General features: G+C 71.1%; 10 protein-coding genes. 8 read left to right on the top strand and 2 right to left on the bottom strand.

Annotation, left to right across the window (positions count from 1 at the left end; all coding sequences use genetic code 11):
- A partial coding sequence (locus AX737_RS37980; protein WP_066920384.1) for a four-helix bundle copper-binding protein occupies positions 1 to 250 on the bottom strand: 250 nt, incomplete at its 3' end.
- A 160-nt stretch (positions 251 to 410) separates the two neighbouring features.
- Here AX737_RS37980 and AX737_RS37975 point away from each other — a divergent pair.
- The 3 genes from AX737_RS37975 (at position 411) to AX737_RS37965 (ending at position 3,226) form a co-directional block, all read left to right on the top strand.
- Positions 411 to 713, top strand: coding sequence for a metal-sensitive transcriptional regulator (locus AX737_RS37975; protein WP_066920382.1), 303 nt, complete (start codon positions 411 to 413; stop codon positions 711 to 713).
- 298 nt (positions 714 to 1,011) lie between these two features.
- On the top strand, positions 1,012 to 2,379 hold the full coding sequence (locus AX737_RS37970; protein WP_066920380.1) for a hypothetical protein: 1,368 nt from the start codon (positions 1,012 to 1,014) through the stop codon (positions 2,377 to 2,379).
- Positions 2,380 to 2,392: 13 nt separating this feature from the next.
- Positions 2,393 to 3,226, top strand: coding sequence for a hypothetical protein (locus AX737_RS37965; RefSeq protein ID WP_066920378.1), 834 nt, complete (start codon positions 2,393 to 2,395; stop codon positions 3,224 to 3,226).
- 1,020 nt (positions 3,227 to 4,246) lie between these two features.
- Here the strand turns inward: AX737_RS37965 and AX737_RS37960 are convergent.
- The gene (locus AX737_RS37960) at positions 4,247 to 6,892 is read right to left on the bottom strand and encodes an EAL domain-containing protein (protein ID WP_066920374.1); all 2,646 of its coding nucleotides are present in this window, start codon (positions 6,890 to 6,892) and stop codon (positions 4,247 to 4,249) included.
- Between the two features lie 725 nt (positions 6,893 to 7,617).
- Between AX737_RS37960 and AX737_RS37955 the strand changes: the two genes are divergently transcribed.
- From AX737_RS37955 to AX737_RS37935, 5 genes are all read left to right on the top strand, one after another.
- On the top strand, positions 7,618 to 8,067 hold the full coding sequence (locus tag AX737_RS37955; protein WP_066920372.1) for a hypothetical protein: 450 nt from the start codon (positions 7,618 to 7,620) through the stop codon (positions 8,065 to 8,067).
- Positions 8,068 to 8,653: 586 nt separating this feature from the next.
- Positions 8,654 to 8,821 (top strand): hypothetical protein, encoded by a 168-nt coding sequence (locus AX737_RS37950; RefSeq protein WP_156453582.1) that lies wholly within the window; start codon positions 8,654 to 8,656, stop codon positions 8,819 to 8,821.
- A 99-nt stretch (positions 8,822 to 8,920) separates the two neighbouring features.
- A complete protein-coding gene (locus tag AX737_RS37945) occupies positions 8,921 to 9,655 on the top strand; it encodes a hypothetical protein (RefSeq protein WP_156453581.1) in 735 nt (244 codons plus the stop codon).
- Between the two features lie 1,282 nt (positions 9,656 to 10,937).
- Positions 10,938 to 12,230 (top strand): hypothetical protein, encoded by a 1,293-nt coding sequence (locus AX737_RS37940; protein WP_066920369.1) that lies wholly within the window; start codon positions 10,938 to 10,940, stop codon positions 12,228 to 12,230.
- Positions 12,231 to 12,770: 540 nt separating this feature from the next.
- Positions 12,771 to 13,292 (top strand): hypothetical protein, encoded by a 522-nt coding sequence (locus AX737_RS37935; protein WP_066920367.1) that lies wholly within the window; start codon positions 12,771 to 12,773, stop codon positions 13,290 to 13,292.
- Positions 13,293 to 13,344 lie beyond the last annotated feature (52 nt).

The following is a 13,344-nucleotide window of genomic DNA, read 5'->3' as shown; positions in this document are numbered from 1 at the left end:
TGCGGGCGCAGTCCTCGCAGACGTCGGCGCACTCGGCGCAGGTATGCTTGTGGTGCTCCGTGCCGAGCAGCATGAAGTGCGCCGAAGTCCGGCAGATCTCGGCGCAGGCAAGCATCAGGCGCAGGTGCCCGGGCTCGACGTGCTTGCCGCCGGCGGGCAGGCAGTGGTTCGAGGCCATGCCGAGGCAGGTCTGGTAGCAGCGCAGGCACTCGTCGATGCAGGCCTGCATATCGTGGCTCATCTGATGCATGTCGTCGCTCGCATTGTTCGGGAGGATGCTAAGCCTTACTATCAAGGGAAGCCCCGAGGCCGACGAGGCCGGGGCGTCGCGAATGTCAACATACCCAACCGGGGTATTGTTCCGGGTCCCGGGGCCAGCGGTCGCCCGACCATCAGAGGTACACGGCAGCATGGCAGGTTCCGAAGAGGACCATGGAGGCGTCCCGGTCGACCATAGGCAGCAGATCCCGCGGCTCCGTCGAATCGAGGGGCAGGTGCGCGGCGTGCAGCAAATGATCGAGAACGGGCGCTACTGCATCGACGTCGCGCACCAGATCGACGCGGTGGTCGCTGCGCTCAGGCGCGTGCAGTCGGACATGGTGCGCGACCACATGCACGCGCTGGTGCAATCCTCGCTGGCCGGGAACCTCTCGGATACCGAGCGGCAGCGCCTGGCCGACGAGGTCGGCGGTCTCATCGCTCGCATCGTCTGACACCTCCGGCATTCCCGCCAGGCCCGCTCAAGGTCCCGCGCCTGGAAGTCCGGGCAAGAGGCGCGCCATGGCGCCGCCGTAGCTGCCGTCCGGCGCTGCATTCTGCCGGCTGGCCATCGCGGAGGTTGCCCGGCATGGGGCGTGACGATGGCGGCGGGGCAGCCTGCCCCGCCGCCCGGATTGTCGCACTTTGGCAACATCCAGCCGGATCCGGCCGGGAGCCGCGGATTAACTCGCGACTGGCTTTGACGAACGATTGTCGGCGCGTTTACCCATGAGGGGTATAACGGAGGTGCCGATGGCCGGTATGTCGCGACGAGCCCTTCTCACCGGCGCCGCCGGGGTCTTCGGCGCGGCGGCATCCCTGCCGCGGGGCGTCGGCCGGGCCCTCGCGCTCGAACAGCGCAACGGGGTGAGCTTCCTCAAGGGGCCTTACAACCTCGCCTTCTTCTACCGGCACAACCGCGCGTACCGCATCGGCGCCGGGATGCACTTCTTCCACTCGAAGCAGCACGACTTGCTGCAGTTGACGCGCTTCGAGGACCACGCCGCCGTCGACGCCCGCTTCGACAAGGAGGCCCAGGAGTGGCTGCGCGATCCGCCGGCGACCGAGCCGGAGATGCCGTACTACTCAAGCTACGTCGACCGGGCGATGCACACGCTGTTCCGGACGATCGACTGGACGCACATGCATCACGAGCAGACCTACGACGTGATGTCGTTCCGTGAGATCCCTTGGGCCGAGAAGAAGGTTTGGACGGACCGCACGGTCCGCTACTACCTTGAGATGCAGACGCCGGGCGTGCCCCGCAGCGTGGCGCCGCTCGAACTCACGATGCGGCGCGCGGGCATCATGATGAAGCCCTACCTGAACCACTTCCGGAACTTCTACCCGCTCGACCAGAGCCTGTTCTACGTCGCCCACTGGTGGCATCCGGCCGTCTACGAAGCCCAGATGATCTCGGGTAACCATGATCAGGAGGTCGCGATCAAGGCCGTCGAGGAGACCATGTACCGCGAGATCCTTAACGACCGCCCGCAGCGAATGGTGCTCTCGCGCGAGATCATGCCGCGCTACTCTCGAATGAGCCCGGAGAGCGCAAACATCTTCGACAACCTGCACATGCTGCACGGCATCGCCTACTCGATCCTGGCCTACAAGGGCTGGTCGGTCGAGGAGAAGCGGGCGGAGATGTACCGCGTCATCGAGGCCATGGGCTACCAGCCCGGCGACGAGGTTTACGCGCGCAAGTTCCGCGAGCCGCATCCGGGCTACGATCCGCGCACCTACCCGGCTTGGGTGCGCTCGCCCCAGGGCGCGATGGGCATGATCATGATGGACATGCTCATGGAGATGCTGCCGATGATGTATCCGGGCGGCCTCTCCAAGGACCGGAAGGCCGCCGTCATGCGGCAGATGATGATGAACGGCCGGCTCGGAATCGAGCCCGGCGAGGTTCCCGGCTCGCTCCACGACGCCTTGATGCAGGTCGCCCCCGGCATGCGGATGATGCCGGGCTCGACCGAGCCCGGGGAGACCCCGGCCATGATGGTCGAGCACATGGTCTCCGCCTGGAAGGCCAAGGCCGCCCGCATCCCGGACGTGGCCCCCATCGACATGGGCGTCGAGCCGAGCTTCGGCCCGGCCCGCGTCGCCGTGCGCTGAGGAGCCCCGCGCCATGCCGAAGATCGTTCGCGCCGCCCTCGCGGCCGCCCTCGTCGCCTCCGCCGGCCCGGCGCTCGCCGCGGATCACACCAACCTGGAGGAGGGGCTGCCCATCACCGTCGAGGACGCCTACCCGATCAAGGAGAACGGCCTCGAAGTACAGTCCTACTTCCAGTACAACCGCACCCGGAACGACCCGCGTGGCCTCAGCAGCCTGATGGCCGTGCCCCGCGTGGAGTGGGGGGCCTTCAAGAACTTCCAGTTATCTGTCGAGGCGCCTTACAGGGTTGGCACGGCGAGCGACACCGACCAGGGAGCGTTCCGGGCCCAAGGCTTCTACAACTTCAACCAGGAAGACCTCGTCCTGCCGGCCCTGGCGGTCGCGCTCGGCGTCAACACCCCCTACGGCCGCATGGCGGGCGGGACCGAGACCGAGCTCAAGTTCCTGGCGACCAAGAGCATCGGCACGCCGGACCCGGAGGGGCTTTCGCCCTACTCCTACGTGCCGCGCCGGATTCACTTCAACGCGTCATGGTTCCACAACTACGACCCAACCACAGGGCGCGAGGCGGAGCGGCGCGACCGCTACCGTGTCGGGGTGGGCTACAGCCAGCCGGTGTCGAACAACGTAGTGCTGGTCGCCGACATCTTCCGCGAGACCGACCGCGAAAGGGGGCGCGCGGTGAACCTGGCTGAGATCGGCGCCCGCTACATCGTCACGCCCCAGACAGTCTTGACCGGGGGTGTCGGGGTCGGCTTCGGCGGCGACCGCCGGCAGGACTTCCGCGTCACGGCCGGCCTGCAGCATTCGCTAAGCTTCCCGTACTCGTTCGACCCGCCCCGCTGAAAGGCCGGACGCGCAGCCTCCCGCGGCCCTCGGCTGGTTTACCGCGAGATCGGAGAGTTCGAATGGGCCCGGAACGCCATGCCTGGACATCCAGGAACGCCGGGCGAAGGCGCCGTGTGCGGCCGGGCGTCCTGGCGGCCGCGCGGAGGACGTTCCTGCGCATCCTGTTGGCCATCGCCGTCGCGGGGGCGTGCGGCGTCGTCGGCAGGCAGATCCTAACCTCCGCGGCCTCGACGGAGCCCTACGCGAGCGGCCAAGGCCCGCGCGAAACCCTGGGAACGCTGCGTTGACCGGCTTACGCCGGCGAAGGCGGTCGTCGGATTTGGGGCAATCCGCGCCGACGCGCGACGGGGCGGCGGCTGCACGGTCGCGGTGCGTCCATGTGCTGGTGCCGCCGGGTGCCACGGATGCGCGGCGTTCTTCGAGGGGCTCCTTGTCCGCGCGTGCGGCACAGGAGGCCGGCGAGGCGCGCGTGCGCGGCAAGAGGTCGAACACGTGGCCCCGGCGCCCGAGCGGTCGAGAAGCGGGTCCGGGACGAGTGCGGGCGCGCGCGACCGGACGAGCGGGTCGGCGTCTTGCGTTCGCCGTCACCACGGTGAGGGATCTACGCATGCACCTCTGCAGTGCGTCGTAGCTGGCCGGGAGGCGTCGCGGCTGGGCCGAGGGGTGGACCGGCTGCCGTTAAAACTTCGAGAGGCATCCAGGGTCCGACGAACCCGCTCCCGAGAACGCCCGCCGGCTCAGCCTGGCCGGAACGTGCTGGGGGGGCGGCCGGCCGCGACCGGTGAGGCCGCGAACAGGTCCGCCGGCGAGGTCTCGTCGAGCGCCGTGGTCGGCCGAGCCTCCATGGGCGCCTCCGACCGCCTCCGCTGTCTTGGTAACCGCGAAGCGCCGGCCGGGTATCCGACCCTGCGACGGCGGCGACGAACGTGACGGACGTTCGCCGAATCGAGCGTACCGCAACGAATCTTAAGCGGCCGTGTCGCCTACCGCCAAGCTAGCTGCGCGGCGTCCGCCGGATCATCCGCGGCGCGCAGGCCAGGGCGGTCCGCATCGTGACCTGCCCCGCCCGCAGCGGTCCCAGGGCTGCCCGGGCAATGCGGCCTTCGTCCCGGCCTTCCGGCGCAGGAAGGCGGCGGCCTCGGCCGCGGGCAGGGGTTTGCCGAACAGGTAGCCCTGCGCCTCGCCGCAGCCGGACAGCCGCACCGCGTGGAGCTGCCGCTCCGTCTCGACGCCCTCGGCCGTGACCGCAGCGCCGAGGGAGGCCCCTAGGCCGGCGATGGCCCCGACGATGGCTGCCGTGCCCGGATCGTCCACCGCCTCGACGAAGGAGCGGTCGATCTTGATCCGGTCGAGCGGGAACCTCCGCAGGTAACTCAGCGAAGAGTATCCTGTGCCGAAGTCGTCGAGCGCGAAGCGCACGCCGAGGCCTCGCAACTCGTGCAGGCAGGCCAGGACCGCGGGGTTGTCCCGCAGGAGCGCGGTCTCGGTGATCTCCAACTCCAGGCGACCGGCGTGCAGGCCGGTGGCGGCCAGCGTCGCGACGACGCCCTCGACCAGGCCGGGCCGCATCAGCTGGACGGCCGAGACGTTGACGGCCAGGCGCATGTCTCCCGGCCATCGCGCCGCCTCCTCGCAGGCGTTGCGGAGCACCCACTCGCCGACCGGCACGATGAGCCCCGTTTCCTCGGCCACCGGTATGAAGGCGTCCGGCGGGACGCGGCCTCGGGTCGGGTGCGTCCAGCGGATCAGCGCCTCGAACCCGGTGATCGCCAGCGAGCGCGCGTCGACCACGGGCTGGTAGTGCAGCTCGAACTGGTCCCGCGCGAGCGCCCCGCGCAGGTCGAGCTCCAGCCGCTGCCGGCCGCTCGCGGCCTGACCCATCGCAGGGTGATAGAACCGGTACCCGTCGCGGCCCGAGTCCTTGGCCGCGTAAAGCGCGAGGTCGGCGTTCTTGAACAGCGTGTCGCCGTCCCGGCCGTGCTCTGGCGCGAGCGCGATCCCGATGCTGGCCCCGACCGTGATCTCGTGTCCCTCGATGCGGAACGGCGCCTGAAGGGCCTCGACCAGGCGCGCGGCCACGGCGGCGCCCTGCCCCGGGTTGGCGACGGGAGCGGTCAGCACGGCGAACTCGTCCCCGCCGAGCCGCGCCAGGACGTCCCCCTCCCGTAGGCGGTCGCGCATCCGGGCAGCGACGGACCGTAGCAGCGCGTCGCCGGCCGGGTGGCCGAGCGTGTCGTTCACCGCCTTGAAGCGGTCGAGATCCAGGCAGAGCACGGCGCACGTCGCGTCGTGGTGGCCGACCTCTGCGAGCCGTCGGTCGAGGCACTCGCGGAAGCGGGTCCGGTTCGCGAGGCCGGTCAGCGCGTCGTGGTGCGCCATGTGGGCGATCTGGGCCTCGGCCCGCTTACGCGCGGTGATGTCCGTGTAGGTGCGCACCATCCCGCCGCCTTCGAGCGGCACCGTACGGACCTCAAGGACGGTCCCCTCCGGGCGCTCCCGCTCGTGGATCCGGCTGTCGGCCTCCCTCGCCTGCTCCCGTCCCGAAGGAGGCAGCGCCTCGGCCGGGTCCGCCGTCTCGCCGCGGGCGACCTGATGGCGCCGCACCGCCTCGAAACTCGGCTCGCCGCGCAGGAGCTCCCCCGGCAGGTCGAGAAGCTCAAGCGCGCGCCGGTTGTGCACGCGGACACGCCGTGCGGCGTCCACCATAAGGAGGCCCTGGTCCATGTGCTCCAAGGTTGCGCGGAGCAGCGCCGAGGTCGCGCGCAGGTCGTCCTCGACCCGGACGAGGTCGGTCACGTCCATGCAGGCGCCGAACAGCCCGACGACCTCGCCCGCGGCGTCCCGCTCGGCGACCGCGTGGGCCAGCACGACGCGGATCTCGCCGTCCGTACGAACGAAGCGCGGACGATGCTCGTAGGCCTCACCTCCCATGGCGGTCCGCTCAAGGCGGACGCGCACATCTTCTCGGTCCTCCGGATGGAACGTGTCGAGCACCGCTTGCTTCGTCGGCGCCCCGGCCCCGGGTGGACGGCCGAAGATGGGGTACATCCCGTCCGACCACGTGATGCGCTCGCTGGGGAACGCGATGCGCCAGTGGCCGATCTTGGCCCAACGCTCCGCCAGGCCGAGGTCGCGGTTTGCCCGGTGCAGTTCGTTCTCGCGCGCCTGCAGGGCGACCTTCGTCTCCTGCAGGCGAAGGTGCGAGACGGCGAGGGCGGCGAAGTCGCGGAGCCGGCGCCTCCGCGCATCATCCAGCGCCCGCGGCTGCGTGTCGATGAGGCAGAGGGTGCCGAGCCGCAGGCCGTGCTTCAGGCTGAGGGGCGCGCCGGCGTAGAACCGGATGCCGGGCGCGCCGGTGACGAGCGGGTTGCCCGCGAAGCGCGGGTCCAGGCCGGCATCCTCGACCACGAGGATGTCGTCTGACCGGATGGCGTGGTTGCAGAAGGCGGCATTCCGGGCTGTGCTGACCGCGAAGGTCCCGACGCCCGCCACGAACCACTGCCGTTCCGCGTCGACGAGGGAGACGGCCACGGTCGGCGTGCCGAGCATCTCGGCGGCGAGGCGGCAGATGGCGTCGAGATCGGGATCGGGCGGCGAACCGAGGATGCCGAGGCTGCGCAGGGCCGTCAGGCGTTCGGCCTCGTGATCGGCAGGCGGGATCATGCGCTCGTCCAGTGCCCGGCCGTTCGACCGGCCTTCATCGGGAGGGGCGGGCGGCTCGCTGCGCCGCCGTTCAAGCGAACGTATCGGCGTCAACCGTTAAGGCATACCTACGGGGGGTTCTGGGCAGGCATTCTGGCCCGGCCGCCTCGCTAGACTGGCCATGGACAGGGCGCCGGCGTCTTGTGGGCCGGGGCGGTGGGCTCGCGCGGCATGCCGCGCCCCCTGGCCGGCCTTCCCTTGAAACGGTCGCGACACGCGACTTGCGGGGGCCGCTGTCTGAGCCGCGCGGCCTCGGCCGGCTGACCCACGCATGGTCCAGCGGGGGCCTGGCCATGGCCGGTTTACACCAGGGCCGAGCTGCATCGGCGCCGGTTCCCGACGGCGCCATGGCCGTGTTCGGCGCAATGACCGCGAGCGAGCGCTGCCGCGGGGGAGGCTCCGCACCGGCACCTGGCCCTGGGCTCCAGCGGCGTCGCGTCGGAACGGGCGACCGCGTCCGGCCCGGTGTCCATCCGGGTGGCGCGCCGAGGCGCGGCCGAGATGGCTCTAGAGGGCGATACGCATCCGGTGAAAGGCTTGTTTAACCTTACCGCCATTCGCTAGCGGGCCATGGTCCGAAATGCTTGCCGTCCGACGCCGGGTGCCGTAGCTATGGCCATGGCCATGGATGCCCTGGCCTGCAGCTTCGCCCAGGGCTGCGCGGCTTCAGGCCAGGGGAGCACACCATGTTCAACGACCTTCGCTCCGCCGTCAGGCGCATCGAGGAGGAGATCGATAAGGTCGTCGAGGAGCAGAACAGGTTCCTGCGCTCGACCGCGTCGCGTCTGGCGGTCCTCTACCTTCAGAAGGAGCGCATGGAGGAGCTGTTGGCAAAGGCGGGGACGGAGCCTGTCCCGATGCCCTCGCCCGTGACGCCGACCTCGCCCCCTACTCCGGCGAAGCCCGTGCGGACGGGGGCGCCTTCCGTGGTCCTAGGTCGTGCGGCCACGGTGATCGTGGAGGCGCTGGAGCGGGCTGGAGAGGCCGGCCTGTCCGGGACCGAGCTGAACGATGCCGTCCGAGACGCCAAGATGAGCAAGGACGCTTCCGAGAAGGCGAAGACGCGTTTGAAGCGCCTGGGCCTGGTCCGCCACGATGAGCTTGCTCGCCGGTGGTACGCGCTGCCTCCGGCGTAAGTAGGCACCAGATGACGGCGGCCGGAGAAGTCGGGGCGGGCGGGTGCCTGAACCTTAACCAACCGGGAAAAGTCAGTCCAGGCAAGCTACACCGCAGGTGTAAAAACTTGCCGGAACATGGTACTATTCGACTTGGATGATGGAGGCGTGCATGGCGGCCAGTCACCTCAAGCGGGCGTTGACCTCTCGCCCGCATGCTCCGGCGGCTGACCGGCCGGTCGGGCGGGCACGGGCTCGTGGCCCGCCCTTGGGTCGGGCTGACCCGGGACCTCAAGTCTCGGACGAGCAAAAAGAAACGCGCGGCCCATGGGCCGCGCGCTTTACCCTGAACTCGCCTCTCAGTGTCGCAGCTGCCGCGAGTGTCAGGCATCCCGCGCCCAAAGGCTCGGGATTGGCCAGCCAAGGCCAACGGGTTTCTCCGAGAGGCTGCCAGGCCGCTCGGATCGACGGGCGTACACTAGCCGCACATGCGCGCCTGCGCAAGCGTCTCGTTGCGTTCGTCCTGGATCCCGTTGGCGACCATCGCCGAGGACCCGCCCCCGAGGGGCGCGGGCCCGGTCCCTTCGCCTGCGAGAGGACAAGACCCATGGACGACCTGGATTTCGGTGGCCTCACCGACGACGACCCCGTCTCCGCTGCCTTCCTCGACCCCGACTTCGACCGGTGGGACGGCGACATCGCGCGCGCCCTGGGCCGCCGGGCCGCCGACATCGACGGGCGGGGCCCCTCCGACGGGGACGATGCCGACCGCTGAGCGTCCGCACCGCGGTTCGCTCCCCTCCCCCGGCCCAGGCCGGGGGAGTCCCCTGTCCAGCGACGGGCCGCCCCGCGGCCGTCATGCCGGAGTTCCGTGATGAAGACCCGTGACCAGGAAACGAACGCCTCCCCTCCCGCCCTCGATGATCCCGCCCGGGCAGCATCGTGCCGCCAGGTGCCGCCGGACGCGCACGACCGGTACAGGCCCGTCAACGTCCCCTCCCCGCGTGCGCTGGCGTGCGTAGGCATCAGCCAGGCAGCCCTCGCCGTTCGCGTCGCGGACCTCGGCCTCGACGTCGTCCACATGACGCTGGGCCGCGACGAGGGCACGGGCCTAGTCGTCGCCGCCGCCCTCGACGCGGAGCGGCGCAGACCGGTCGATGTCCTCAGGCTGTTCGGTGACGGCTCGGGCACGGCGGGCGGGCTCGGTGCGGCCTGGCCGTGCCTGGGCGTGCCGGAAGTCATCGTGGTGGACCACGCCGTCGGGTACCATGACACGGGCTTCCACGAGGCCGCGTGGCGGATGGGGATCCAGGTCCTGCACCGGCCCGCACGTGCACTTCCGGGACACGCGCACCTCAACGCCCTGTTGGGCCGGTCCGGGGCCTGTCGGGACGGTCAAGGGCGAAGCGCCGTGACCATGGCGGCGCTCGTCGGCGCGGTGCATGCCTGGATCTCCGCGTGCTACGCGTCCCCGCGCAGCCGTGACGTGGATCCGATGCGGACCGTCCCGCCCGCCGGCCCGCCGGCAGCGTCGCGGGCTCATGCCTGGGCGTTGCGGGGCAAGGCCGGCCGGAACATGGTCGGCCGGATGGCGGCAAGCCGCCGCTAGGCCTGGCAGGGCCATGGGCCCGCCGTCGCCCGCCGGGCCCTGACGTCCGACCCGGAGGGCGAGGCGCGCCCAATCCAGGGGCCGATGTCCCTGCTTCGCGGCCCCAGCGGACACCGGGCCGCGGCATTCCCTCGCCGAGTGGCGGGGTCCGTCGGAAGCCAAGCCGCTCGCCGGGCGCAACCGGCAAGCGCCTTGAGAAGGCGTCAAGGCGGGGGGCCAGGGTCGCGCGATGGTGGGCACGAGCGTCGCCGCCCCCGCGCCGCGGCAGCGATGCACCGATCGAACCCGGCACGACCGCGGCCCCGCCGGGCTCACCCTCGCCCTCCGGCCGGTCGGATGGTGCGGAGCGCCCGGCGCACCCCTCCTCGTCGAGACGCACGTGCCCGCCTCGGGCACCCGGCGGCCCGGGCCACGGTTCCTGACCCGGCGCCATCGGCGAACCATGCCCCCCGACCTCCGCGGCCGCCACCTCCTCGGATTGGAGGGCCTCGTGGGCGCCGAGCCAGCCGCCGATGCGCTGGTCGACTCGGTCGGGAAGCCGCCAGGGCACCGAATTGGACATGGGAGGAGCAGAACTCGCCCGGGAAGTCGAAGGGGGAAGCAGCCACTCGCCGCCGGTCTCGTGGTCGAGACGCCCGAGGAAGGTGGGCTCTCCGCTCGCGGGATCGCGCGGTACCAAGCTCCACCGCATGTGCATGGCGTTAAGGACGAGGGACTCGATCAGGGCCCCGCAGGTGCCGAGCGACAAGCTGGCAACGCGCCAGGTGCCGCAGCATGCTCGACCGTGAGCGCGCCCTTCCCCGCGAGCAGATCCCCGATCCCGGTCAGGGGTTCCGAGCGGTTGTGAAACACGCGGAAGGTCCAGACCCCGCTCAACTCCCCGTCCGCGTCACCGCCCTCCCCGGAGTTAGGCGAGACCAGCGCTCGGCCTGAGAGCCACGCAATCCTGTGACCGCGCGGGCCAGGCCTTGCTTGGCACACGGATGTCCCCGCTTGCGGCCGAGGATCGGGGGCGGGTCGCAGCTTGTCCCTTTCACGACCGCCCGGACGATCAACGCGTGCTCCCGGGCGGAGCAGCACTCTGCCGATTCGGGCCCGCGCCACTCGCGAGCGGCGGTCCCGGCGGGCCCCGCGAGGGTGCCTGATCCGCGGCGGGGCGGCTCCGTCCCAACTCTCCGGTGCCCGCATGCCCACTTCCGGCCAAGTTCCGTGTGCCTTCAACGCGTCCGACGCTTCTACCGCCGGCATCCCGCCCGTCTCGGAGGAGGAAATCCGTCGGGCGATGCGGGCCGTCTTCGCGGTTTGCGCGCCCGAATCGAGCATGATCCTGAACGTGTTGCTGGACAACCTTCTCACTGCCAGCCAAGCGGGAGGCATCCTGCGGTCCAAGCTGCACGGCCTGGACGTCGGCTTGCGCAAGCACCTCAGGCAGACGTGGCTCGACGGGGTCGTCATGCCGCTCGCCAGGTCGCGCAACCCACTCCATCGCGCCGCCTTCTCCGCCTTGCCGCAACTGCGGGACCCGCGGGACGTCTCCGGCCTCCTCGCGGCTGTCGGACAGATCGCGGGCGAGGTCCCGGAGCACACCACGGCGCGGGATCACCTCGACGGTGCCGTCCGCTTCCTTGAGGCGCTCCCGATCCTGATGCGCGCGGTCGAGGCCCTCGAAGCCCGGACCTTCGCCCAGGGGGCGGGCCGCTCGCGAGCGGTCGGGTACGATTCGGGGGCACGCGACGACACGCTTGCCCGTCAGGTGCGGTCGGTCGCGCATGAGTTCCGCAAGGCGGCGCGGAAGGCGCTCGCGCCCCTCGTGGTGCGCCTCGCGGACGCCATCTTCGAGGCGGAGCTAGGAGCGGTCCGAAGCGCGTCGTTCGCCCGGGCCGCGCCGGTTCTGCGGTCGCCCCCGGTCGGGGGACCGAGGAAGCGGGGCTTGGAGGGGCCGCCCTGGCGTCGTCGCCTGCTCGAAGGGCTGCAGGGCGATATCTGGGGCGGCTTGGGGGAGGCGCTGGAAACCGTGCTGCGGCGCCATCCCGGGCTGGAGGTCATGGAGGTCGCCGTCGAACGCAGCGGCGACCTGTCCGGGCGGGCTCGGGCTATCCTGGCGCGACACGGGATCCGGTTTGCGGTCGCCACCTGCTTCGACCTTCAGCTCGGCTCGATGCAGCACAGGGCAGAGGATCTCGTCGGGCCCGGCCACCGGGCCGACCGGCCCGCCTGGGCCGAGGTGGACGCGTGTCTAGACGCCCATGTGCCGCCGGAACTCGACACCTCCTCCTTCCGCCTGATGCGCCGCATCCTGGAACGGGACGGCGGCGACGGCTTCGTGCTCGATGCCTACGCGGAGGACCAGCTCGTGATCGCTTGCCGCGCCGGTGGCCAGCTTCCGGCGGATTTCGCGGACTGGCTCGTCCGGGCCGCCGACGCCGAGGGCGTGACCCTGCGGTTCGCCGCCGACGACGGTGGACCACCGGTCTCCGAACTGGCGCGCGTCGGCTTCGCGTGGGCGGAGGGAAAGGAGCGGTTCTTCATGACGCGGTCGGCCGCGCCCGATCCAGGAACAGGCCCCTTGCCCTGAACGGCGTTCTGCCGGGCGCGGGTTGAAGGGAGGGCCGGCCGATGTCGCGGGCGCCGGCCCCACATAGCGCGAGCGGCGCAAGCCCCGGGCCGACGTCGCCGGTCCGGGTTCGATGATGAACCGGGGCGCCTTCGGGGCGCGCCGGCACCGGTCGGCAGCCGCCCTGCCGGCTCGGCACGTGGCGACGGAAGCCTCGGGCCGCACAGTATCGTAGGAGGGATCGAGCGGGCACTCTCCGGTTCCCCCTGTCCTCTTGAAGCGACGCGAGGCGGCACGGCGGCGCCATGTTCCTCGGGCCGCACCTACCATGGCCGGGCGCGTGCCGGGATCGGACGCGGATGGAACGGCCGCGGGCATGCTCCACGGCCGCTCGCGTTGCCGGTGGCGAGGCCTCGGGATGTCGCCCGGCCGCGCGGGCATTGGAAACGGCCAAGGTTCCCGCGACCGACGGTCCGGCAGCCGGTGAAAGCACGCAGCGCCTTATGGACACCAAGCTCGAACTCATGTTGTTGTCGAGCTTAGATGACAGGGGGAGCCGACATGGTGATCGTCAGGATGCCGGGTGGCGACGTCGAGTATATCGCTCCGGACGAGCTCCTGTGGATGCGTCAGGCTTTTGACCACGAGTTCAAGGATGCGGTGATGCTCCGCATCACGGGTGACCGGATCTACTCCGTGGAAACGGTGGCTTCCCTGGCCGCGAAGTTCGCCGCAGCCGGGGCTGCCATGGCTCGGCTGACCCCTCCCGAGGGCGCCATCGAGATGATGGTCAGCGCGGAACGGGTCCGCGAGGTGGAGCCGCCGAGCCCCGCCATCCACCACGAGGGCGCCGGATCGGTCCTCAAGTTCGGTCCCAAGCTGATGCTCGCTGTGCGTGAGAGCGAGGCCGAAGCGGAGGCCGTCCTGGCCGAGGCGCTCAAGGGTCGGCCGCCGGCACCTGCGGCATTGGCCGCGGCGGCCCTGGGAGGCGCCATCGTCGGTGCTGCGGTCGCCGTAGCCGTGACGGCGCCGGGTGCGGAAGGCCCGGATCGCGAGCCACAGGAGCGCCCGGAACCGGCGTGAGGGCCGCGGCGGCGCGCCGGGCCCGCTCGTGCCCCCTCGCCCGGCCCGCCAG

Source organism: Methylobacterium sp. CCH5-D2 (assembly GCF_001556475.1).
Taxonomy (GTDB): Bacteria; Pseudomonadota; Alphaproteobacteria; order Rhizobiales; family Beijerinckiaceae; genus Methylobacterium; species Methylobacterium hispanicum.
Note: the sequence above shows the minus strand (reverse complement) of the source record. Positions and strands in the feature narration are given on the sequence as shown.

Excerpts from the sequence above, each read along its gene's own strand:
- AX737_RS37955 (WP_066920372.1), top strand. The coding sequence starts at position 7,618 with ATGTTCAACGACCTTCGCTCCGCCGTCAGGCGCATCGAGGAGGAGATC.
- AX737_RS37970 (WP_066920380.1), top strand. The coding sequence starts at position 1,012 with ATGGCCGGTATGTCGCGACGAGCCCTTCTCACCGGCGCCGCCGGGGTC.
- AX737_RS37965 (WP_066920378.1), top strand. The coding sequence starts at position 2,393 with ATGCCGAAGATCGTTCGCGCCGCCCTCGCGGCCGCCCTCGTCGCCTCC.
- AX737_RS37975 (WP_066920382.1), top strand. The coding sequence starts at position 411 with ATGGCAGGTTCCGAAGAGGACCATGGAGGCGTCCCGGTCGACCATAGG.
- AX737_RS37945 (WP_156453581.1), top strand. The coding sequence starts at position 8,921 with ATGAAGACCCGTGACCAGGAAACGAACGCCTCCCCTCCCGCCCTCGAT.
- AX737_RS37940 (WP_066920369.1), top strand. The coding sequence starts at position 10,938 with ATGCGGGCCGTCTTCGCGGTTTGCGCGCCCGAATCGAGCATGATCCTG.
- AX737_RS37935 (WP_066920367.1), top strand. The coding sequence starts at position 12,771 with ATGGTGATCGTCAGGATGCCGGGTGGCGACGTCGAGTATATCGCTCCG.
- AX737_RS37950 (WP_156453582.1), top strand. The coding sequence starts at position 8,654 with ATGGACGACCTGGATTTCGGTGGCCTCACCGACGACGACCCCGTCTCC.
- AX737_RS37960 (WP_066920374.1), bottom strand. The coding sequence starts at position 6,892 with ATGATCCCGCCTGCCGATCACGAGGCCGAACGCCTGACGGCCCTGCGC.